This window comes from Deltaproteobacteria bacterium HGW-Deltaproteobacteria-2, assembly GCA_002840505.1.
GTDB lineage: Bacteria > Desulfobacterota > Syntrophia > Syntrophales > Smithellaceae > Smithella.
In genome coordinates, this window is sequence record PHBC01000003.1 from 223,515 (window position 1) to 247,393 (window position 23,879).

23 protein-coding genes and 1 tRNA gene are annotated in these 23,879 nt (G+C 39.6%); 16 read left to right on the forward strand and 8 right to left on the reverse strand.

From position 1 onward, the window contains the following. Positions 1-330: 330 nt before the first annotated feature. Both CVU62_08005 and CVU62_08010 read left to right on the forward strand, forming a co-directional pair. Positions 331-924, forward strand: coding sequence for a septum formation inhibitor Maf (locus CVU62_08005; GenBank protein PKN37660.1), 594 nt, complete (start codon positions 331-333; stop codon positions 922-924). Positions 925-999: 75 nt separating this feature from the next. Beyond that, positions 1,000-1,686, forward strand: a complete 687-nt coding sequence (locus tag CVU62_08010) for a YggS family pyridoxal phosphate-dependent enzyme (protein ID PKN38053.1) — start codon at positions 1,000-1,002, stop codon at positions 1,684-1,686. 24 nt (positions 1,687-1,710) lie between these two features. Here CVU62_08010 and CVU62_08015 read toward each other — a convergent pair whose 3' ends face one another. From CVU62_08015 to mfd, 5 genes are all read right to left on the reverse strand, one after another. Continuing rightward, positions 1,711-2,874 (reverse strand): hypothetical protein, encoded by a 1,164-nt coding sequence (locus CVU62_08015; protein ID PKN37661.1) that lies wholly within the window; start codon positions 2,872-2,874, stop codon positions 1,711-1,713. 190 nt (positions 2,875-3,064) lie between these two features. Further along, positions 3,065-5,878, reverse strand: coding sequence for an excinuclease ABC subunit UvrA (locus CVU62_08020; GenBank protein ID PKN37662.1), 2,814 nt, complete (start codon positions 5,876-5,878; stop codon positions 3,065-3,067). Positions 5,879-5,898: 20 nt separating this feature from the next. Then, entirely contained in the window at positions 5,899-6,873 is a 975-nt protein-coding gene (locus tag CVU62_08025) for a hypothetical protein (GenBank protein ID PKN37663.1), read from the reverse strand. Positions 6,874-6,900: 27 nt separating this feature from the next. Beyond that, a complete protein-coding gene (locus CVU62_08030; GenBank protein PKN37664.1) occupies positions 6,901-7,896 on the reverse strand; it encodes a hypothetical protein in 996 nt (331 codons plus the stop codon). A gap of 26 nt (positions 7,897-7,922) precedes the next feature. After that, positions 7,923-11,474, reverse strand: coding sequence for a transcription-repair coupling factor (gene mfd, locus CVU62_08035; protein ID PKN37665.1), 3,552 nt, complete (start codon positions 11,472-11,474; stop codon positions 7,923-7,925). A 360-nt stretch (positions 11,475-11,834) separates the two neighbouring features. On the opposite strand from mfd, the gene CVU62_08040 reads away from it, so the two are divergent. The 5 genes from CVU62_08040 to CVU62_08060 all read left to right on the forward strand — a co-directional run bounded on the left by CVU62_08040 (position 11,835) and on the right by CVU62_08060 (position 15,641). Beyond that, the gene (locus CVU62_08040; GenBank protein ID PKN37666.1) at positions 11,835-13,073 is read left to right on the forward strand and encodes a hypothetical protein; all 1,239 of its coding nucleotides are present in this window, start codon (positions 11,835-11,837) and stop codon (positions 13,071-13,073) included. Positions 13,074-13,155: 82 nt separating this feature from the next. Continuing rightward, positions 13,156-13,253 (forward strand) — tRNA-Sec (locus CVU62_08045). A 138-nt stretch (positions 13,254-13,391) separates the two neighbouring features. Further along, positions 13,392-14,138, forward strand: coding sequence for a hypothetical protein (locus CVU62_08050; protein PKN37667.1), 747 nt, complete (start codon positions 13,392-13,394; stop codon positions 14,136-14,138). After that, entirely contained in the window at positions 14,138-14,851 is a 714-nt protein-coding gene (locus CVU62_08055) for a hypothetical protein (GenBank protein PKN37668.1), read from the forward strand. The genes CVU62_08050 and CVU62_08055 overlap by 1 nt, the downstream gene beginning before the upstream one ends. A 49-nt stretch (positions 14,852-14,900) precedes the next feature. Beyond that, positions 14,901-15,641 carry a hypothetical protein gene (locus CVU62_08060; protein PKN37669.1) on the forward strand — a complete coding sequence of 247 codons (741 nt, stop codon included), beginning with the start codon at positions 14,901-14,903 and terminating at the stop codon, positions 15,639-15,641. A gap of 39 nt (positions 15,642-15,680) precedes the next feature. Here CVU62_08060 and CVU62_08065 read toward each other — a convergent pair whose 3' ends face one another. The 3 genes from CVU62_08065 to CVU62_08075 form a co-directional block, all read right to left on the reverse strand. Continuing rightward, positions 15,681-15,968 carry a hypothetical protein gene (locus CVU62_08065; protein PKN37670.1) on the reverse strand — a complete coding sequence of 96 codons (288 nt, stop codon included), beginning with the start codon at positions 15,966-15,968 and terminating at the stop codon, positions 15,681-15,683. A gap of 125 nt (positions 15,969-16,093) precedes the next feature. Further along, entirely contained in the window at positions 16,094-16,954 is an 861-nt protein-coding gene (locus CVU62_08070; GenBank protein PKN37671.1) for a hypothetical protein, read from the reverse strand. 10 nt (positions 16,955-16,964) lie between these two features. Then, entirely contained in the window at positions 16,965-17,804 is an 840-nt protein-coding gene (locus tag CVU62_08075) for a hypothetical protein (protein PKN37672.1), read from the reverse strand. Between the two features lie 554 nt (positions 17,805-18,358). Between CVU62_08075 and CVU62_08080 the strand changes: the two genes are divergently transcribed. The 9 genes from CVU62_08080 (at position 18,359) to CVU62_08120 (ending at position 23,878) form a co-directional block, all read left to right on the forward strand. Continuing rightward, the gene (locus tag CVU62_08080) at positions 18,359-19,165 is read left to right on the forward strand and encodes a recombinase (protein ID PKN37673.1); all 807 of its coding nucleotides are present in this window, start codon (positions 18,359-18,361) and stop codon (positions 19,163-19,165) included. 69 nt (positions 19,166-19,234) lie between these two features. Next, complete coding sequence (locus tag CVU62_08085) at positions 19,235-19,507, forward strand: transcriptional regulator (protein ID PKN37674.1); 273 nt, start codon at positions 19,235-19,237, stop codon at positions 19,505-19,507. A 111-nt stretch (positions 19,508-19,618) separates the two neighbouring features. After that, positions 19,619-20,305 (forward strand): hypothetical protein, encoded by a 687-nt coding sequence (locus CVU62_08090; GenBank protein ID PKN37675.1) that lies wholly within the window; start codon positions 19,619-19,621, stop codon positions 20,303-20,305. Between the two features lie 89 nt (positions 20,306-20,394). Beyond that, complete coding sequence (locus CVU62_08095; protein PKN37676.1) at positions 20,395-20,619, forward strand: hypothetical protein; 225 nt, start codon at positions 20,395-20,397, stop codon at positions 20,617-20,619. Positions 20,620-20,798: 179 nt separating this feature from the next. Then, on the forward strand, positions 20,799-20,999 hold the full coding sequence (locus tag CVU62_08100) for a hypothetical protein (protein ID PKN37677.1): 201 nt from the start codon (positions 20,799-20,801) through the stop codon (positions 20,997-20,999). Further along, positions 20,996-21,817 (forward strand): hypothetical protein, encoded by an 822-nt coding sequence (locus CVU62_08105; GenBank protein PKN37678.1) that lies wholly within the window; start codon positions 20,996-20,998, stop codon positions 21,815-21,817. The genes CVU62_08100 and CVU62_08105 overlap by 4 nt, the downstream gene beginning before the upstream one ends. Beyond that, positions 21,814-23,181, forward strand: a complete 1,368-nt coding sequence (gene dnaB / locus CVU62_08110) for a replicative DNA helicase (protein ID PKN37679.1) — start codon at positions 21,814-21,816, stop codon at positions 23,179-23,181. The genes CVU62_08105 and dnaB overlap by 4 nt, the downstream gene beginning before the upstream one ends. Beyond that, a complete protein-coding gene (locus CVU62_08115; GenBank protein PKN37680.1) occupies positions 23,178-23,399 on the forward strand; it encodes a hypothetical protein in 222 nt (73 codons plus the stop codon). The genes dnaB and CVU62_08115 overlap by 4 nt, the downstream gene beginning before the upstream one ends. Next, positions 23,396-23,878, forward strand: a complete 483-nt coding sequence (locus CVU62_08120; GenBank protein ID PKN37681.1) for a hypothetical protein — start codon at positions 23,396-23,398, stop codon at positions 23,876-23,878. Before CVU62_08115 ends, CVU62_08120 begins: the two co-directional genes overlap by 4 nt. Position 23,879: the final 1 nt, after the last annotated feature.

A 23,879-nucleotide genomic window follows, 5' to 3' on the forward strand; every position in this document is an offset into this window, starting at 1 on the left:
TAGATCATTTTCCTTGTTTTCGTGTTTTTTCACGCCATCAATTTGTTTCAGGATGGAACTCATCCTGGCTTTGGTGTTTCAAGCGGAGCACCCGGGTATGTTTAATTGCACAACTCTTTCCTTAGCCAGAGCAACACTACCAAAACACACTAATAAAATGCATGTTAAAAATACACCTAATATTCTTTTCATTTTTCACCCCATGCTTGTTTCTATTTTTTTATAATAACTCCAAACAACTCCCATAATCAAATAGAATTTACATTTGACAGACAAAAATAAATTTGTGATAGAAAGAAAAAATTATTTCAAAGTAAACAGTAAATAACTATGCCCATTATTTCAAGCGCACCTCTTATTCTAGCTTCGGCTTCGCCGCGACGTAAGGAACTACTGCAGTCTATGGGATTGAAGTTTAAAATAATCCATCCCCGGATCAACGAAAATTACCTTGCAGGAGAAAGTCCGCGACAGCATGTAAAAAGACTCTCTAGTGATAAAGCTACTGTTATCGCTAATAAATATCCCGAGACATGGGTGCTGGGAGCCGATACAATTGTGGTTATTGACGGCCTTATTTTAGGAAAACCAAAGAACAAAAAACAGGCGCTAGGAATGCTCAGAAAACTAAGCGGACGCGAACATAAAGTTTTTACAGGTTTCACTATTGCTCACGCAGCCTCCAGAATTTACCAAACAAAAGTTATTCAATCCACCGTGCTATTTAAGAAAATCAGCCCCAAAGAGATGAAATGGTATGTTTCTTGTGATGAACCATACGACAAGGCCGGCGGATATGCAGTACAGGGAAAAGGCGCCTACTTCATACAATCAATTCGCGGTTCTTACACAAACGTGATCGGGCTGCCGCTTTGCGAAGTTTTGGAAGCATTTAAAAATCTCAAAGCACTCAATTTCCGTTAAACCCCTTTAGAAGGTCTTTGACCTTCTAAAGGCAGGACTCAAAGGGAGCTTTCTAGCGAGATAAATTTTATGGAAATGGACATTGCCGCCAATATAAGCACGATCAGGCAAAGGATAGCTGCCGCTGCAGCAAGATCTCAACGCGCGCCTGATTCCATTAAACTTTTAGCAGTAACTAAAACTGTTTCTCCCCTATACATCGGTAAAGCGATTGACGCGGGCATTTCTATGTTCGGAGAAAATTACGTCCAGGAAGCAAAAGAAAAAATCGCCGCTATAGAAAAGGGTGTTCAGTGGCACATGATTGGACATCTCCAAACCAACAAAGCGAAATATGCCGTCAAACTCTTCGACTATATTCATTCCGTTGACCGCATTGATCTGGCCCGGGAACTGGATAAAAAAGCCGGCTTGATCGGCCGTAAGATAAATATTCTGATTGAAGTCAATGTAAGTGGTGAAAAAACAAAAGATGGCATTCCGGCCGATGAAGCTATTAACTTGATTAAGAATATCTCCCCGTCAGAGAATCTTTCTGTGCGGGGACTAATGACAATGGCGCCCTTTTTAGCCAATCCGGAGGATGCCCGTCCATATTTTAGTGCTCTGAGAAATCTTCGCGACAATATAATTCGTGAAGGAATTACGGGTATTCATATGGAAGAACTTTCCATGGGTATGACTGATGACTTTGAAGTAGCTATTGAAGAAGGTGCAACAATTGTCCGCATCGGCAGGGCAATTTTCGGGAAACGAGGATAACTAATGATCGCTATTTTTCAGCAGTTAATGGTAACTTGCTTGATTAAGTCTATCTTTAAAATATTTTTTATGAACTTTTAAATAGGCATCCACGACTGCTGCATCATATGCCACTCCTTTAAATCTGACGATTTCTGCAATAGCGGCATCAACACCCAGCGCCGGCCGGTAAGGACGATAGGAAGCCATAGCATCAATAACATCCGCAACTCCTATAATGCGTGCTTCAAGTACAATCGCATCTCCCACTAAACCCCTTGGGTAACCTGAGCCGTCTATCCTTTCGTGGTGTTGAAAAATAATTTCTCCCACCGGATAAGGAAACTCAATATTTACAAGGATATCTCTGGCAACTTTACAATGCGTCTTGATAATTTCTCTTTCCAGATCACTTAAAAGTCCGGGTTTTGTTAATATTTCTGTAGGCACTGATATTTTGCCGATATCATGGAGAGTGGCGGCAATATTGATAGCTGTAATTTGTTCTTCAGGCAATTGCATTTCTTTTGCAATCTCACAGGCAATTTTAGCGACTTGATCCTCATGTCCCGAAGTATATGGATCTCTTGTTTCAACTATTTTAGATAATGTTTTAACTATGCCTTCTAAAATTATCTGCGATTTCTTGTAACTGTCCTTAAGCTTTTCAGCTTGAGCAAACAAATCAGATGTTTTCCTTCTGGCTCTATCTTCAAGAGTTTTGTTTAACTCCAGCAATTCGGTATTTTTATGTTTGATCAATTCGATCAGACGTCTATTCTCGGCCAATATTTCCACTTTGGAAATCGACTGTCTGATATGAAACAACAATTCTTCTTCATGCCATGGTTTTGTAAAATAAAGACTAACCTCTCCTTTATTAATGGCATCAATCACAGTGCCGGTATCGGCATAACCGGTCAAGAGTATACGAACGGCGTCCGGAAAAATATTTTTGGCCTGGGCAAAAAACTGCACACCGCTCATCAGCGGCATTCTTTGATCGGATATAATAAGGGAATAAGGGTTTTGAGCTGTTCGCAATTTATTCAGCGCTTCTGATCCGTTGCTCGCTGTATGAACTTCATAATCTTCATCGGCTAAAATACGATGGAAAGCATTAAGGATAGCATCTTCATCGTCGACTACTAATATTGGATGTTTATGTTTCAAAGTTTTTGGCAGTTCTGAATCCTTTCTATCACACAATCCTGTACAATATTTTTAGAATATTATTTTTACCATATTCATTATTCATTAACAACTATAGCTGTGATTAATATGAATTTAATATCATTTTTATGATTATGTCAAGACCTTATTCATTGAGGGATCATAGATTTATAGTTCAGGTAATATTCACTTGTAGATGTAGAATGAAGAAATATACAAAATTTTATCAGGCAGAAATAATTTTTTGCAAAAATTGACCTGTTGCAGATTTTCCTTCCTGTGCCACTTTTTCGACTGTACCAGAGGCGATAATTCTACCGCCACCGGAACCACCTTCCGGTCCGAGATCAATAACGTAATCTGCACACTTAATTATATCTAAATTATGTTCAATTACGACCATCGTATTGCCCATATCCACAAGGCGGATTAAAACATCCAGCAACTTCTGAATATCCGCAAAATGCAATCCAATGGTAGGTTCATCCAGAATATAAAGAGTATTACTGTTGACTTTCTTGCCCAATTCCCTTGCCAGTTTTATTCTCTGCGCTTCTCCGCCGGAAAGAGTGGTCGCCGACTGTCCCAAGTGAACATAGCCTAAACCAACCTCATAGAGCATTTGCAGATGTGATTTAATCGACGGGATATTGGAAAAAAACTGCAACGCCTGATTGACCGTCATATCCAAAATATCGGCAATATTTTTATCTTTGTATTTAATATCCAGCGTATCGGAATTGAATCGTTTACCGCGGCAAACGTCGCAAGTTACATAAACGTCCGGTAGAAAATGCATTTCTATCTTGATCATGCCGTTACCTTCACAGGCTTCGCAGCGGCCGCCTTTCACGTTAAAACTGAATCGACCAGGTTTATAGCCGCGCATCCGAGCTTCGGGAAGATTGGCAAAAAGATCGCGGATAAAAGAAAAGATTCCCGTATAAGTTACCGGATTAGATCGAGGAGTGCGTCCGATGGGCTGTTGATTAATCATGATGACCCGTTCAATATCACCTAAGTCGACAACTTTTTTAATTTTCCCCATTGATCCATTATGTTGATTCAAACGACGCGCCATCACCTTATAAAGAGTTTCAATGATCATTGTGCTTTTGCCGGAACCTGATACCCCTGTTACCGCTGTAAATAGTCCTACAGGTATTTTAATATCAATATTCTTGAGGTTGTTTTCAGTTGCTCCTTCTAAAATTATATATCTTCCGGTAAGTGGACGTCTTGTTGGCGGCAGCGCGATGGATTCTTTACCCGATAAATATCTACCGGTGAGCGATTCATTGCTTAGCAAAATTTCCCCGGGAGTTCCTTGAAAAACAATTTCTCCTCCCTGTGTTCCGGCACCAGGGCCCATATCCACAATGTGATCGCAGGAAAGGATCATATCGGCGTCATGTTCCACAACCAGTACGGTATTGCCCATATCGCGCAGTTTTTTCAAAGTATCAATCAGGCGCAAATTATCTCTCTGGTGCAGTCCGACGGTTGGCTCATCAAGCACATACAAAACTCCCATCAAGCCGGAACCGATTTGTGTAGCCAGCCGGATGCGTTGACTTTCCCCTCCCGATAAAGACAAAGTCGATCTCTCCAGGCTTAAATAATCCATGCCGACATTGAGCAAAAACTGAAGTCGATTTTTAATTTCTTTTATTATTCTTTCGGTAATATTCCTTTCCTGAGGAGACAGTACCAGCTGTTCGAAAAAATTGAAACACTCGCGGATGGACATTTGGCAAAGCTCATAAATATTTTTCCCACCAACTGTAACGGCAAGTACTTCTTTTTTTAAACGCGCACCATGACAGGCATCGCATGCGCTCGAATCAATGTAGCGAATCAAATCATTGCGCACCGCGGTCGAAGCCGTTTCTTTCCAGCGTCGTTCCAATTGATTAATCGCTCCCTCAAAAGGCCGGTGAGAAAAGTATCTTTTATTCGGACGATCATGATAAAATTTAATATTTTCTTTACCCGATCCGTAAAGAAGAATGTTCTGAATTTTTTCCGGCAATTTATTAAAAGGCGTATCAACATCAAAACCGTAGTGAGCGCTCAACGCATCCAAAATACTATAATAGTAGAGAGAACTTCGGCCGGCCCAGGGCGCAATTGCTCCTTCCCTCAAAGACAATCCGGTATCAGGCACAACCAGATACACCGAAAAGTGCATACGGGAGCCAAGGCCATTGCAATCAGGACATGCACCATAAGGACTATTGAAAGAAAACATGCGGGGAGTAAGCGCAGGCATGCTTATTCCGCAATCGGGACAAGCATATTTTTCGCTGAAAAGTGTTTCTTGTCCACCGGAGGTAACTATACGCACAAGGCCATCCGCTCGGCTGGCTGCAATCTCAAGAGAATCACGCAATCTTTTCCTCAGGCCTTCTTTCAAAACCAGTCGGTCAACAATGAGATCGATATCGTGACGCTTATTCTTTTCCAGAACAATTTCTTCCGCCAGATCCCGAACCTCTCCATCGATGCGGACGCGCGCGAATCCTTCTTTCTGGAGCTTTTTTAGTTCTTTCTGGAACTCGCCTTTTTTCCCGCGGACAAGCGGCGCCATAATGCTGAAGTTTGTATTAACCGGAAGTGAAAGAACACTCTCCAGAATACTGTCAATTGTCTGTGATTTAATCTCTCGTCCGCACCGGTAACAATGACAAACACCTATGCCGGCGTAAAGTAAACGGAAATAATCATAGATTTCGGTGACGGTGCCTACCGTCGAACGCGGATTATGGCTGGCTGTGCGCTGCTCGATAGCTATAGCTGGCGATAAACCCTCAATGGATTCGACATCCGGCTTATCCATTTGCCCGATAAACTGACGCGCGTAAGTGGAAAGCGATTCCACATATCGCCTTTGACCTTCGGCATAGATTGTGTCGAAAGCAAGCGATGATTTACCCGAACCGCTTACACCGGTAATAATGACAAACTCATCGCGAGGAATGTCTAAACTTATATTTTTTAAATTATGCTGGGAAGCACCTTTGATTCTTATTGCACCCATATTATTACTTTGTCATTCTTTTATAATTTTACTTCAATGTGCGATTTTGCCCGGATGGAGGCAATCCATTCCTCAAATTTTTTATCTAATTTCTCATCTTCAATTTTAGTCTTTATTTCTTCCCGTACCGCAGTGATTGGTTTCAACCCGGCCCCTTTTTTATCCACCACCTGAATTATGTGAAATCCTACGCTGGATTCGATTACTTCGCTTATTTGCCCCACGGGAAGGCTAAACGCCACCTTCTCTACTTCCGGAATAATCGTACCTCTTCCGATAAAACCAACATCGCCGCCCTGTGCCGCCGCCGGTCCCTGTGAATATTTTACAATTAACAAATCAAAAGATTCTCCAGCTATAACACGCTTATGCAACTGCATAGCCCCGGTTCTCACTTGTGTTATCGCATTGCTATCCGCTTTAGGAGGTTTCAATAATAAAAGCTGTTTAATTCTAACAGTTTCCTCACCTTCATAGTCCTGGCGGTTTTTGTTGTAATACTCGCCTATTTCCTCATCAGTGACAATAACTTTGGATTTGATTTCCCGCCGCAACAGACGAGCGCGCATCATCTGCGTCCTTATCTCTTTTTTAACAGAGTCAAGTGAATTACCTTCTTTTGCAAGATTTTTCAGAAAATCCTGCATGCTCATTTTTTGTTTGGACATTATATCCCGAATCACGTCCATAACTTCTTCGTCTTTAACGATAATACCTGTACCTGATTTTTTCCCTTCTTGTTCAATCAGAATATTATCAATGAGCCGCTGCAAGAAAGCAGATCTTGTCTGTTTAATAACTGTTTCTTTATTATTGCCTTTATAAGTATTATCGATGTTTTTCAAATAAGGCTCAAAAGCGGCATTAAATTCGTAAAGTGTTATTATATCATCATTTACTACGGCAATAATTCTATCTACAACCTCGGCACCAACCGGCACGCACAAAAGTATTACACCCCATAAAATCAAGAATAATTTTTTATAAAACTTCACAGTATTTCCTCCATTTCTTTATATTACTTATTCTTTACCCAAGATATTTTTTTCTTTTTTAATCACCGCTTTCATTTTCAATGCCTCAAGCCAGTTTATAAAAGCTGCATCTTCTTTTTGCGACCGAATATCGGTGATCACTTCTTCCTTGATATCCTTAAATTTTCCAATTCTTGCCGATTGAACTTCCAGCACTTTAAAAATATGAAATCCATAAGAACTTTGAACAACCGGACTTATCTTTTTGACCGGCAGACTGAAAATAGTTTTATCCAAAGGTTCCGGCATGGTTTGTCTGGTGATAAATCCCAGATCTCCGCCCCGGTTAGCTTCCGGACCGACAGATACCTCAGCAGCAACAGAAGCAAAATCTTCACCGGCTTTTAATCTTGCTGACACCTTTTTAGCCAAAGCTAAATCTCGAACAACTATCTGCGCAACTCTCACCCGAGATTCCGTTTTGTAATTGTTGCGGTGTTCATTAAAATATTTTTCGGCTTCATTATCCGTTATTTTAATGTTTGCATTGACATCTATTGCAACAAGTTTCTGCAAAAGCATCTCTTTTTTAAAATCTTCTTTCCACTGTTCATATTTTACATTTTCCTGTGTCAGCAAATTGGAAAAATCTTTTCCAAAATCCTGCTTAAATTCTTTAATTTTCCCCTCCAGTTCGGCGTCGGTTATAGAAATATTGAGTTGCTGCGCACGCAGGAACATTATTTTTTCCGTAATCATAGCATCCAGAACTTCTTCTTCAAACCGTTTCCTGTAATCGGGTTGATCTAAAAAATCTCTGGGCACAATGTGCATTTCGCGGTCAAGTTGCGATTTATAATCTTCCAGATATATTTTGGAACCATTAACCATGGCGACATAAGGTTTAAAAAAGGTATTAATCTTATCGCACGCAATAGTAGCACTGAATAGCATTAAGCAAAAGACGACACAACAAAGCGATAAAATCGCTTTGAATTTATTAATGGAGAAAGAAACATCGGAATACGGTTTTGAGTTAACCATAATATTTCTTTATATCTTGATTGACGCTATTGGGCAAGCATCTTTAACAATAAATCAGCCTGTTCTAATATCTGGGTTTCAGTGAGTCTTGGGGCCGGCACAAACAATTTACAATCCGGCGTAAAGCGTAAGTCTTTAATTTTCTTACGGTAAAGAGAAATAATTTTTGCCGGATCGACCGGAGAAGTATCTAGGAAGAAAATATACAGATATTTGCCGTCATAGCCCATTTTCTTCCCCTTCAGCGGTTTAAGATAATTTCTTATGTTGATTACCTGAAGCAAATTGTCCACTGATTGCGGTGGCTTACCGTAGCAATCCTGTAATTCGCTCCTGATCTGATCAATGTCTTCTTCGTTTTCGGCTAAAGATATTCTTTTATATAAAACCAGCCGATGGTGAACATCCTGTACATACTCTTCCGGAATAAATGCGGAGATTCCCAATTGAATCTCCGGCATCAATTCTTCTTCAGTACTCTTTTCTCCCTTGATTTCCCGAACAGTTTTTTCCATCAACTCGGTATAAAGTTCATAACCAACAGCGGAAATATGGCCGGATTGGGAAATGCCCAGCAGGTTTCCTCCGCCGCGAATTTCCAGATCATTATAAGCTATTCTGAATCCTGATCCCGGCTCGGAAAATTCCTTGATTACCTGCAGTCTTTTCATCGCTTCACGGGAAAGCATTGCTCCGCGAGGCAATAAAAGATAAGCAAATGCTTCCTGATTGGATCGTCCTACTCTGCCGCGAATTTGATAGAGCTGCGCCAATCCGAATTTTTCGGCACGGTTGATAATTATAGTATTAGCCGTGGGGATATCCAGACCGGAACCGATAATAGTAGTGCAAACAAGAACATCACATTCCTGTCGGACAAATTTAGCCATTGCCTTTTCAATTTCTGCTGGCTTCATCTGGCCATGAACAACCTCGATTCTCGCCTGCGGCACCAGACTTTGAATAAGACGAGCGATAGAATAAATTGAGCGCACCCGGTCATGGACAAAAAATACCTGCCCCTGCCGCGACAATTCTTTCTCTATCGCTGTCTTGATCGCATCCTCATCGAATTCCAGAACATATGTTTTTATGGAGACACGATCTTCCGGTGGCGTGTTGATAATGGACAAATCCCTGATGCCGATCAGTGATAAATGAAGCGTGCGCGGAATCGGCGTCGCCGAGAGCGTCAGCACATCGACCAGTGTGCGCATCTTCTTTAATTTTTCCTTATGCGACACACCAAAGCGTTGTTCCTCATCGATTATCACCAATCCTAAATCTTTAAACTCAACGTCCTTTTGAAGCAGGCGATGTGTCCCCACGACAATATCCACCTTCTGACTTTTTAACTCTTGTATAATCTTTTTTTGTTCGGTGACGCTTTTAAAACGATTCAATACCTCCACATGAACGGGAAAATCATTGAAACGGCGGGAAAAAGTCTGATAATGCTGCTCCGCTAAAATGGTCGTGGGCACTAAAACGGCAACCTGCTTGCCGTCCATGACAGCACGAAAAGCCGAACGAATCGCCACTTCCGTTTTACCAAAGCCTGCATCACCGCAAATAAGACGGTCCATGGGTTTACCGTCATCCATATCGAGATGAATATCTTCAATTGCTTTGACTTGATCCGGAGTTTCTTCAAATTCAAAGGTAGAGCAGAATTCCTCGTAAATCCTGTCCGGCGGAGTAAATGATTTTCTCTCCAACGCCTCGCGGGCGGCATAAATGGAGACCAGCTCCTCGGCATATTCCCGCACTGATTTTTTTACCTTTTCTTTGACCGCTTCCCAGGAAGAGCCACCCATCCGGTCTATCTTCGGTACATACCCCTCCGGGCCAAGATAGCGTTGAATCCTGTCCAGAGAATTAACAGGAATGTATAGTTTATCGCTGTCCGCATATTCAATAACCAGAAAATCGTTTTCGATTTTTCTCACCGTAATTTTTTTCAATCCGCGATAAACACCAATGCCGAAATCAGTATGAACGACAAAGTCGCCCTCTTTCAAATCCCCGAAGGATTTTAAAAAATAACCTTCACGTGTCGGACGCGTGCGTCGGCGGGGTGCTTTTTTGACAAATATTTCTTCCTCGCTCAAACAAGCCAGCTTCATCACCGGGATAATAAAACTTGTGGAAATCTCGCCTTCCAATAAAAGCAACTGAGATTTTCCTTCCCATTGAGAAATAATTTCCAGAGTTGGTTTGTTTTCAGATAACGTCTGAACCGGCAAATCATAGGATAAAAGCAGATGTTTCATCCGATGCAGAGCTTCCTGATCCGGACAGAAGAACAAAATCATCATCCCATCGGCCAGCCATGAATTAATCTTTTCCACCGTCTTGCGCAAAAAAGCATCTTCCTTGATTTCACCGGCAAGCAAATCACCCGCACACACGTATTGGCAGGTTTCAAAAGCAACCGCAGCAGCAGATTCCGTTCCCTGATCCAGATTAAGCCCTTCCAGAGAAATCTGCCCGAATCTGTCAATGTTGGTTAAGATACTGGCCGGATCAATATAAGCGTTTTCTTTTTCAAGATAAAATTTGCCACTATTCTTAGTTTTGAATAATAACTTATCTATGCTTAGTTCCGCGTTCTGCATCGACTGATTTATGGCCAGCGGATTATCTAAAACCATCAGAGTATTCGTCGGTAAATAATTAAAAAGACTGGACAGTTTATTATACGAGAACCCGGTATCGTCGTATGTTTCGTAAAACAGCGGCAGAAATATAGGGTTGATGGAAGTAGACAATCCATTCCCCAGAGAATCTACAAGGCTATCGCGAGTTTCGCGGGACAGAGCGAGATCAGCGGCACGCCGTCGAATATTACGGACAGCCAACTCGAGTGATTGCGGATTGATCATAACCTCGCTTGACGGCGGCACAACAAAGGCGGACGCCTGCCCTATCGACCGTTGAGAAGAAGCGTCGAAAGTTCTGATAGACTCGATTTCGTCGCCAACCATTTCCAAGCGCAGAGGATTATTTTCAGCCGGAGGAAATATGTCAATAAGGTTTCCCCGAATACTGAATTCACCTTTTTCTTCCACCAAGCCGACTCTTTTGTAACCTCCGGACATCAGACGCGAGCAGAAATCATCTCTATTTATTGTATCGCCCGTAGAAATTATTTGTAGATATTGATTAAACTGGGCAACGGGCATAACTTTTTGCATCAAAGCAATCACGGACGTAACAACAATGATTCCCGTGTTTACTTGCAGGCTGGTCAGCGCTTCCAGACGGGCTAATTCTTCCTCTCTCTGGAGAGCAAACATGTCAATTGTCAGAAAATCAAGCGACGGATAATAAAATACAACCCCTTCTCCCAGAAACAATGCTAAATTACGCGCGACTACCGCCGCTTCTTTTTCTTCCGGACAGATAACAAGCAAAGGTTTTTCCAAACGCTCAAAAAGAAGAGATATCAAAAAGGACCGAGCGGCACCTTTTAGTCCGCTTACATTAACCTGTTTTATCCCCTCTTCAATCTGTCTGGTCAGATTATATAACGGTTTGATATCTTCTTTATTTTTCTTTGTAATAATTTTCCGCACTGATTAGAGCCCAACTTCGTTTAAATTATGATCAAGCAACACCAAAACCCATTCTGAATCAAAATACATCTTCAATCCAGAATGGGTAAGTTCAAGTATTTTTCTAATCTTCTTTCCCGGATAATTCAATTAAAAATTTCTTTTTTCTGGAATTGCAAATAAAAACCGCGCCGTAAGCAGTGGGACAATGCACACAATCCCGATATGCTTCGCTATCGGGATAATTCGACTTGCAGTTTTCAGTTCGCCAGTGGGCTTCCAAAAACTGAGTCTCATTAAAATCAATGCTCTCCCCAATATCTGTTGACAACCGTCCTGTCTTTGATAAACTGTCGCCCATTAATTCAATGGAGACTAGACATGATTTCGGTAGAAGAGGCCCTAAAGACAATTCTTATTAACTTCCGGCCGCTGGGTCTGGAAAAAATAAATATTCTGGATGGGCGCGGACGGGTGATCGGCGAAGACATTCTTGCCCCGCGCAACATTCCCTCTGCCAACAATTCGGCTATGGACGGCTATGCCGTGCGCCACATCGACACTAAAGGCGCAACCAAAGACAAACCTCTGAAACTGAAAATTATAGAAGATATACCGGCAGGAAAAGTCGCCCTAAAAAAAATAAATAAGGGTGAGGCGGCCCGCATCATGACCGGCGCGGTAATCCCCGAAGGCGCGGACGCGATTGTCCGTCAGGAAGATACCCTCAAAAACGGCAAAACCGTCATCATTTACACTTCAGCTAAGAAAGCAGACAATATTCGTTTTGCCGGTGAAGATGTGCGCAAAAGTGAACTGGTTATGAAAAAAGGAAGCGCTCTCCGGCCGGCGGATATCGGAATGCTCGCCGCTTTAGGTAAAGCTTTTGTCAGCGTTTATCAGAAACCGCGCGTAGCGATTATGTCCACCGGCGATGAACTTGTCGATATCGAAATTGATCCGCCGCCTGGTAAAATCGTCAACAGCAACAGCTATTCACTGGCAGCGCAGGTGTTGGAATGCGGCGCGATACCTATCATGTTGGGCATTTCCAAAGATAAAAAATCGGACTTGGAGGAAACATTTAAAACCGCTATGCACGCCGATTTGATTATTTCCTCCGGCGGAGTTTCCGTCGGCGATTTTGATTTTGTGAAAAACGTCATGGGAGAACTAGGCAACGCCATGCATTTTTGGCAGGTAGCCATGAGGCCGGGAAAACCGTTGGCTTTCGGCGCTATCGAAGGCGTTCCCCTGTTTGGCCTGCCAGGTAATCCTGTATCCGCGATGGTTTCCTTCGAACAGTTCGTGCGCCCTTCCCTTTTAAAGATGCAGGGACACAAAAATATTTTCCGCCAGACTATAAAAGCAGTCTGCGCAGAGGACTTTCAGAAACAGGCGGGCTTCAAACATTTTATCCGCGCTATAGTTAAAAGGGGAAAAAATAAATATGTTGTCATTACAACTGGAGGTCAAGGCTCCGGTATTCTAAAATCAATGGTCACAGCCAACGGCCTGATTGTTATTGGAGAAAGCGAAACCAGGATTAAAAAGGGTACCGAAGTGACTGTTCAGTTACTGGATAATTCTTTATTTCAGTCCGATTCTCTCCAATTTTAACTTATTTCGTTCAAGGTATAAAAATATCACTGATATTTTTTGCATGTTGACACTTTGTTATTTTACAGATAAATTCTCAAATGGAAGTGCCAAGGTCACTGGTGGGCCTCTCGGACTTCAAATCCGGTGTGGGGCGCTAAAACCGTCCCGGGTGGGTTCGATTCCCATGCACTTCCGCCATGAAATCCAATAATATCAAGTTATTTACTTTTTAAAAGCGTGCCGACAGCGTGCCGATAAACTACATTTCTTAAGATTGACAGAATAATTATTTAAGGTTATAGAATACAAAACTTTGACAAACTTTCTTAGTATATATTGCTGGTAAATTCTGAAACCAAAATCGTCAAAATGACTGATAATAAAAAAATCCTAAATTTAATAAAATACATAACCTGCCATGCTTCATATAATGATATTAAGTTGACAACTGTTCAGCTTGTTAAATATATCTATCTAGCTGATCTTTATTATGCCCGTTATCATAATGGTGAAACTATCACCCATTATCCTTGGAGATTTATTTATTATGGTCCATATTGCTCCGAGGTTATGCAAAGTATTGATACGGCTGTATCGACTGGTTTAATATCTCGTATGACATATGAAAGCAAATTCAGTGACAAAGATTATAATATCTTTAGTTGCAAAGACGATAAATACGAAGAGCTCAGGAAATTTTTTCCTTTGGAAGTAATTAGCGAATTAAAAGAAAAAATAAAAAAATTCGCTTACGATACGCCTCAATTATTGGATTATGTATATTTTGAAACTGAACCAATGAAAAATGTTGATAAAGGTGACCTGCTTGATTTTTCTAAAGCTCAAAAACCGCGTTTGGATGTAACTATAAAAACGCCAAAATTGTCAAACGATGACATAAAAAAAATTAAATATCACGTTGGAAGATTAAGCAATAAGTTTAATACAGCGAAAAAAGAAAGCGCTTTAAAGGAAAGATCGTTTGATAAATATAAAGACGATAAGTATTTTAAGGCGTTAGATTATTTTGAAGAAGAACCATTGCCAACAGAAATAAAAGGTATAATAAAAATTGAGGCATAATGGGAATTCTGCAAGTATACCCAAAAGAAGAATTTTATAAAACAATCGATCCTAAGGCATATGCGCCTGGACAAATATGCTATACAGTAGTTCCTCATCTAACAAAAATTCCACAAATTTTAGACGTAGAAAGAAGAAATCCTGAAGAACATGACAATATAAAGTTCGTACTCAGAAACGCAAGACCAACTGGTGATTTTGTTGCTGCCGATAGAACTCTTCCTTTAAGTAAAATTAATTTAAGGACAAATGAAGAATTACTTGTACATAGAGCAAAAAAGCGGCCTGGCATAATAATGCCATCAATTATTAATTTGTATCCAGAAATAGCAACTCTTTTACATGGAGGCAAAGAACATCTCCAAGATGATGCTTTGTTTGTTATTCCCTGTTATGGAATAGAAACACGTGATGACCCATCAGGTTTTCCACCTGAAATGGCGGAGAGAATAAGGTGCCTAATTTATAGCCAATTCTTTCCGATTCCGGCATACAAGATTATTACAAAAGATTCTGTTGCACGATTTGATAGAATTCAGGTTATAAGGGATAAAAAAGAAAGAGCTGCCATAGAAACAACTGACTTATGTTTATCCGATGAAGTTTTTAATATGTTTCTCGCTATTTTTCTGTATTGCTGCGCTGGAATTGCCGATGACGATCTTGCAGCACTTAGACAACTGACGACTGCAAAATACTTAGAGATAACATAGAAATATTATACTATCCGTTCGAACATGCCTTATGGATTCTTTTAACAACATGTATTTAATCTATGATAATTTAGACTGCATTCAGCTCTTTTTCTCTGCCACAAGACAAAATGATTCGATCATAGACAAACTATTAAACATATTATTTTCTTCAACAGTAATAGAACAAGTTATTGCTGGACTTATAGCCGGTCTTTCCGCGGCTGCGTTAATAAAAATATTAACTTGGATTACCAAGCCACGGTTAAAAATGTATTTCAAAAAGTCAGAGACTTACACAAAATTACCTAATGAAAATGGCATTGATTATCTTTTCATGCATCTTGTTATTAGGAATGTTAAAAAAACAATGGCAATTGGTTGTAGAGTATTTCTCTTAAAGCTTGAAGAAAAGAAAAATAACAAATTCGTAGAGATACCTATCAAAGTCCATTTGCTTCTAAAATGGTCAAATGAAAACCAAGAAAAGGGATTTAATGGCTTAGAAATTCCTGGAAATTATAGACGCAGAATTGATTTAGTTTGTTCTGAATATAATGATAATTCAAAGTTTTCTTTCTATACCGAAGGTGGTGCACGCGGAATAGTTTTCTATTATCCACCTGGCGAATACAGACTTACCATTCAAGCAACTGGAGAAAATTCTAATTCAATTACAAAAAGGTTTATTTTTAAATGGCATGGAAATTTTATAGAAAAAAATATTAATATTGAAGAAGAGAAATTCTTATATAAAATACTCTTTAAAATAAGAACCGCTTTATCGTTTAGACTTCTTTTCCAGCTTTAGTTGATCTGCCCATTTATTTTCTACTGCTTCCACTACTAACTAATTCTGTACATCAATAACTTTATCTGCCTTTCTGGTTTCGCATCTATAAGTATTAACCAGAATACCTAGATTACCGCGGCTTGTGTCCTTTAAAACAGCGTCTTTCCCATATTTATCGCATGCAGCCTGTGCGGCACCGAGCATTTCGGGCAGATTTATAACAGCTGGATCATATTCAATTACAACTGAACGGCTGTTTGATAAGGCAATATTATATGAATTACCCCACAAAGCAACGCAACCGAAGGTAAGAAAACATAGACAGAATAAAAATAATCTTCTCATAGGTATTCTCCATTATTTTTTATCTCGTGGCTTTAAAATATGACTCAGTTTTGTAATTTTATTTCGTATTTTATTAAAACTTGTAAGAAGAAAAGCTTAATAGCGTCGGAACGTTTATTTAATTTCTACCAGGTTCTATATGGCACTTTGGAACGTTTTATTTTTACTCTTTTTAGTTTATTTTTAAGCATAACTTGACTAATTGCATTGGCTGCTATTTCTACATTTGGAGTAGGTCCTATAACAATTTCTCTTATTGGCAAATCAACTCCCAGTAAAAAATGAATGTACGGAATAATCGAAGATTTTCCTGGTCTGAAAAACGTTAATACTTCATCTATACCAAATGTTTTGGAAATCAAACGCCATTCCATTTCTTCTTTGAAAGAAATGTGTTTGATAGTAGGCGCCATAGACCATAATGACTTCAAGGCTTCAATACGTTGTGTTTCTTTTTCAATACCTTCCGGTAATGTATCCGTTTTAATTAATTCTTCTACGACCGTTTCCATTTCCTTTAAATGTTTTTGCTTATTATATATGCATGGTTTTAAATCTATATTTTGCTCAGTAGCAAGTTTATTAAGTTTTTCATAATCGAACCCGATACTATAACCGCTTTCATTATTACAGTAACCACGCCATTGTCCAAGTTGATCTCCTGCTTCAGAAAAAGAACATATGTAAATTGGTATGTCTTTTCGAGTTATAAGAAGCCTCATACATTTCTCTAAATTCATTACTTCAGAAAATTCTTTTTCCGAAAGACTACGTGATATAACATTTTTGTCATATTTTTTTTGTATATTTTCAGTTCGATCTTCTATAATTTTCTCTGCCAAATAAATTGGATAAACAAACTCAGATTGATCATTTAAATAATGAAGATCAGTAAGCCACAATACTTTACTTTCTAAAATTCCAAGAAGTCCTTTTTGGGTTGTATAATGATAGAGAATTTCTGGATTTGAACTAGTAAAAGTCATTTTACCTCTGCTAGGGAAGGTTTATTTCAAAAGGAATCAATGTAGTTTTAAGCATATCATAAAGATGTTTCAGACTTGCTACAGTCCGGATTGTTTCACCTGTTGTTGTCATATAACTCTTAAACTTAGATGTATTTGGTTTTTGTTTCTGTATTTCTTTTTGGCTATCGCTTAGTATCTCAATGATTTCTTCTCTTTGTGTTTGCGTCAAGAGACTTTGTGTTATTATTTTATTTTTTATTTCTTCCAGTACTTTTACAATCTCTCTATTTTCTGGGTTTATATTTTGTATGACGTTTGCTAATGAATTTTCGCCAGTTTGAATTGCACCTACAGGGGAATAATTTGTTATATTTACTTGCTTGATTCCAGACATAGTATCTTGTTCTTTCGCTTTTAGCGATTGCACAAATAAATCTATTTCATTGCATATGATAGATAAAGAATTAAGGCGCTGTGAATGCAACTGAACTTCAGATTTTCGATGAATCTCGCTTAGCGTTGGTGTTAATCCTAATCTTTGCCTTGATTCTTTAATATCTTCTAAGTCTTCTGGTATACATTCTTTTATTATTTCTTTTAACTTATTTGCAAGGTTCTCAGAATAACTAACTCCTGTATTTGTAATAAATCTATGTAATATTGTCCATGCTAAAGTCACTCTTTCTTTTATTTCATCTGCTCGAACCTTAGCAAGCGCATTAATTGCAATACTTGAATGTAATATTCCACGTGCATTCATACTTTCTAATGTTCTGCTAATTTCTTTTTGAAACGCATCTCTACGATTAGATATTTCCAATTTAATTCGCTGACGCGCCAATCCTAATGTTTGGGAATCGAGTTCCATAAATATTCTATTTCTTCTTTGTTTTTAGTTTTGATGGTTCTGCTGTTAGACCGGTTTCAATCAAGCGCCGAATAGCTTCAGAGCGCGAATTAATTCGATTCTCGAAACGATGATCATCAATCCGCCGCAACAGATCAGCATCAAAGGTTATTAATATTTTGGGCTTTTCGGTTGGCATGTCGGATATATACAGCTCATTTTATTTATTTTCAACAAAAAATATATTGACAATCCCTTATATAGGGGATATATATTATATAAATTAAATCTCTCAAAACATAGGGCAATGAAAGAACAAATAAACATAATCAATAACCCCTTGAAGATTCCTGCAGCGGTGACGTTGTGGGCGGTCCCTATGGCCGTGAGAAGTCTTTGAGGGGTTTTTGTTTCATTTGGAGGATTGAAAATGAGAAGAAACGGAATATCAGTGAAATTGGAAGACAGAATGAATAATAATATTCTTTCCGTTAAAGGCGTTCTTGAACTTATATTTGCTGGCATTACTGGAGATTTTGAATCGATTGATGCTGAAAGCGTTCAAGTATTGATTAATGATGCTCAAAAGAAGTTGGACGAAATTAGAGAAGTATTTATTTTTAAAAATTCTTCAGCACAGGAGGGCACGGCATAACAAAAACATGGGAATAAAAACAAAATCAGGAGGCGGGATCATGAAAGCAATCGGTTATATCAGGGTCAGCACCGAGGATCAGGCACGGGAGGGCATTTCTTTAGACAATCAGGAAAGTAAGATCAAGGCTTATGCAGACCTTAACGGCTTTGAACTTGTGGATGTGATAAAAGATGAGGGCGTTTCCGGTAAGACGATGGACAGACCGGGCATGAATCGAATTAACGCTATGATTGAGACCGGAGAAATTGACGCTGTAATCGTTTATAAACTGGACAGGCTGTCACGTAAGACCATTGATATATTGAGTACCCTGGACGCATGGGAAAAGAAAAACATAGCCTTTCATAGCATAACCGACAAAATAGACACAAAGACAGCAGCCGGGAAATTCCTTTTAACAATACTTTCCGCACTTGCACAAATGGAGAGGGATTTGATTTCAGAAAGGACGATTGATGCGCTGGCGCATAAAAAGAAAGCCGGTGAATGGTGCGGACGTGTACCCTTTGGATATAGGATAGAAGGTAATCGATTGATAGAAGATGAAACAGCTATGAAGGCCATAAAAAAAGCAAAACGCTTGCGCTCTACCGGTAAACCTTATAGAGATATTTCAAAGAGTACAGGGCTTTCTCTTGGGTATGTTCATAAGGCGATCAATACAAACCTTAGAACTATTAAGGCCAGCTATAACAAGCATTTACTTTGCGCGGCTGTTCATTAAACGGTCGTATTATGAACAAATATCTGATAAGGAATACACATCACAACGCACCAATAAAATAAATATATAATGGATGAATTAGAAAAAATACCGATAGACGGTTTCTTAAGATTAAATCAGATTGTTGGTAGGAAAGAAAGAAAAGAAACCCCGCGAGAAGGAAAGCCGCCGCTGCCGGAGCGCACGGAGATTCCGCCGATCATCCCCGTATCAAAATCGTCCTGGTGGGACGGAGTGAAAACCGGGAAATATCCAAAATCGGTAAAGCTTGGCCCAAACACAACGGTATGGAATGTACAGGATATAAGGGAATTAATACAGAGGATTTCTGAAAATAAGTAATTACGTATTTTGAGATTATCAGCCGGGAATAGGCAGGCCAGCCGATAAGCAGAGAGAACCCCTTTTCTGTTTTCCCGGTTTAATTATAGGGGGCGCTGTGAGAGGGAAGCAATGCCTAGGATTCCGACAAAGGAAGAAGCGGAGAAAAGAAAAAAAGAATATTTATCTGAAAATGCAAAAAAATGGAAAATTGTAAAAAGAATATTAAAAGAAGAAGCTGAAAAAAACAAAAAGTCATTTCAAATAATCGGACAAATACCGCTTAAAATAACACTTCAGTCCCACCTATGGGCTTTATACACAAATAAAGATTTAACCAAACCGCTGCCACCATTAAGCATATTGCCAGAAGATTTGCGCAAGAGGGTTATCAATGAGTTTAGAGAATTAGGATTTATAAATGATAGTGCTATTTTGGAAACGCGCGAGGAAAAAGAACTTAGGGAACATTACTCTTCATTACTCAAAAAAAAGGAGCCTGTCTATGCTGAAGGGGAAAAGCGATTAAATCAGCTACATGCATCTAAAGATAAAAGAAATAAATACATTTTAAAACACTGCCGCAAATTAAAGAAAGATAGGAAACTGCCATACACGTCAGCATTTCAATTATTAGACAGTTTCCCCGATAGAAAAGATGCGGCCGAAATTGACGGGGCTAAGGTATATAAAGAAATAACAGAGAATGGCGACTTAAAGGCGTTTTGCATTATGCCGAACGGGAAAATTAAACCAGTGGGTTTGCGAAAATTTCAAAATTATTTTGATGAAAAATATAAGAATAATAAGAAAAGTTGACCTTTAACTGTTAAAGGTCAGTTACATATACATTCCTATTTATTAAAATAGCCTCCAAAAGGAAATAAAATCTTTTTGGAGGTTTTTTTATGGGCACAATCTTTTTAGAACTCGCGGAAAAATGGCCAGCGCCATTTGTTGCACGTACAGAAGTTGAGAAATTTAGCAACGGACTGATCAAAGAAAAATATATTGCTAACCTAGATAGCGCGGGGAAGGGCCCGGAAGGTCGCTTTCGTGTCGGTCGGAAGGTTTGTTACCCTGTTAAAAATTTAGTGGCCTGGTTGCAATCAAGATCACAAGAGGCCGCGTAATGAACGAATCCAAATTAAGCGCACAGTTTGAATTTACGGAAACCGGATACTTGAAAGCAATCCTTTTAAATGCCGAACGTGAAAAAGATCAAGCTACGCTGGAACGCGCTTTAGATAGGTTGTTTAAGCCCGATCATTGCCGCTGGATCAAGCGTCTTTTCAAAAAGGGATGAAAGTATATGTTCAAACCGAACCGAAAATTTAAGCGCAATTATGACCGACTTTACCGTAAGGACCCGGCAGCGGCAAACGTTTTTCTTATGCTTGCAGAGCTGGCCGATGAAAACGGGGAAGTCAAACTTGTAACACCTTTTCCCGAAGAGGAAATTCAACGCTTAATGGTTACAAGGTTTGATGATCCCCGGAGGTACAGCTTATGAACCGGGGATACGTAAAGCTTTGGCGTAAAATTGAGGATTCAGCAGTATTCCAAAATGAAGGGCTTTTGAAAGTTTTTGTTTGGTGCCTTATACGTGCGAACCACAAAGAACAATTTGTTCAAGTTAAAACAGGGCGGGGATTTTCTGAAGTCAAACTATTACCAGGGACTTTCATTTTTGGCCGTGAATCAGCAGCAAAAAAACTCGATATGTCCCCTTCAACAGTATGGAAGCGAATATTGAAATTAGAAAAACTCGATTTTTTGAACATCAGAAGTAACAGCCATTATTCAATAATTCATATAGTAAATTGGATAATTTACCAAGCTACGACAGCAAATAGTGACAGCGAAAGTGACAGGCAAGTGACAGGCAAGGAACACAGACAAGAATGTAAGAATGATAAGAATAAAAGAATCTTCTTGTCTGATTCTATCGAAATCAGACTTGCAGAGCTTTTGCTTAAGAACATTCTTTCCCGTCTTCCGGGGTATAAAAAACCAAATATTCAAAGCTGGGCTAGGCACATTGATTTCATGATTCGCATTGATAAAAGAGACCCTTCAGATATCAGCAAAGTTATTGAATGGAGCCAGCAGGATAAATTTTGGCAAAGTAACATTCTTTCCACGGGCAAGCTTCGGAAACAATACGATCAGCTTAAAGCCAAAATGCAAAGCACCGGCGCAATAAATCAAGACGGAAAACCAGAGACAACAGAATCCTTCAAGTGTACGCGGTGCGGCGCTCAGGTACCACCGCAGGACAGGACAGTAGCTGGGTGCATCTTTTGTGAAAGTAAAGAGGCGCGAGCATGAAAGAGATTGTAAACAAAGTACCTCCGAATAATGCAGAAGCTGAAGAGGCTGTCCTAGGTGCGGTACTTTTTGAGAACAAATCTTTAAACAATTGTCTTTCGATAATAGGCCCAGATGATTTCTATAGTGAACGAAACAAAATCATCTTTAGCGCATTGTGTGAATTATCTAATTCGGGAAAACCTGTAGACGCAATTATCTTGTCAGATTTTCTGAGAATGCGTGGCAAATTAGATAAGATTGGCGGCCAGCTCTATATCGCGGAACTATTAGACAGCACAGCAACAAGTGTGCACATTGCGCATTATGCCCGTATTGTCAAAAACAAGGCCGTTTTACGGGCTATTATCGCAGCAGCCGATGAGATGACTATTAATGCCTATTCGGAAAATGGTGAAGGACCGGCATCTGTTCTTGATGAAGCGCAACGGGCATTAATGGGAATTACCGTTGACAGTAAGCGCAATGATGTCCGGGATTCAAAGACGCTATGCCAAGCAACCTTTAAGGCAATCGAAGAAAACCACAAAAATAAAAACATCATATCCGGTTTATCCACCGGCTTTAATGATCTGAATAACTGGACATCTGGTTTTCATAACTCAGAGCTTATCATTATCGCCGGAAGGCCGGGCATGGGAAAAACAGCACTTGGCGTAAATATTATTGAGAATGTTGTTTTGTCCGGCGTCCCGGCAGTTATCTTTTCCCTTGAAATGTCCGGCGAATCACTTATGACGCGCATTTTTTCATCAAAGACGGGGATTGATTCAAGGAGGCTAAGGTGCGGCGTTGTCTTTGATAAAGACTGGCCGCGTCTTGTAGAGGCTGTCAACCATATAGGCGCGGCGCCCCTATTTATAGACGATTCGTCAACATTAACCCCGATGCAATTAAAAGCAAAAGCCCGCCGTTTGAAAATTGAAAAGGGCATTGGCCTGATCGTGATTGATTATTTGCAGTTGATGACAGGCACCGGCAAAGCCGAATCAAGAGAAAGAGAAATTGCCGAAATCAGCCGTTCATTAAAGGCACTGGCCAAAGAGTTACAGATTCCCGTTGTCGCCCTGTCACAGTTAAATAGAGCCGTTGAGAACCGCACAGAAAAGCGGCCCAGCCTTGCAGATTTAAGAGAATCCGGCGCGATCGAGCAAGATGCTGATGTTATAGCCTTTCTCTATCGTGATGAGGTTTATAACAAATCAAAAGACAATCCAGAACGTGGATTTGCTGAAATCATCATTGCCAAACAACGTAACGGACCCACAGGCGCCTTTAAAATGAAATTCAATGCAGAACTTACACGCTTTTATAATTTAGTAGGGGAATCGGTTCAAAACAGTTCAAAAGGGTTCATTAAATGAAAAGTCTTTTTGATCAAAGTACTCTTAAAGGATGGAGGGCAATTGCCCAGTATCTCGGAGTTTCTGTAAGCACGGTAAAGCGATGGGAAAAGCATCATTCATTAGTTGTTAGACGGTGGACGAGTGGAAGGCCTTTTGCCTTTATATTTGAACTGGACAAATATTTCCTTATATTTGAGGAACATAGACAAAAACAAAAGAGAAAGGAGAAAACATGAAAAAAGACCAAGGCAAAAAAAAGCGAGAAAAATTTATTGAACCTTTTGTACCTTTGAAGGCGGCAGATATTGAAAAAGCTACAAAGCTTATTTGCGAATTTGCCCTGGAAACAAACGAACCATACGACAAAAAACACATAAGAAATCTTTTAACGAAGTACGCAGATGGAAAGCTGCCGATACTGCTAGCCAAGAACAAAGCTGGTGATGTGCTGGGCATCTCCGGCTTTATATGCGTACCTCACTTATATAACCCTAATGTCATGCAAGCAGCAGAGTTTATTTGGTATGCCAGCGATAAACTAAGTAGATTTGACCGGGCAAGCTTAATGAAACGCCTTTTGGATATTATGATTGCCACATGTCAAAAACAGAAAATATCTCTTTATGTCAATACTCCAACATATTCTTATTTGAATGACATGCTTGTTTTTGAAGGATTTAGACCTAAAACAATCAGCTATGTAAAGGAGTTTTAAA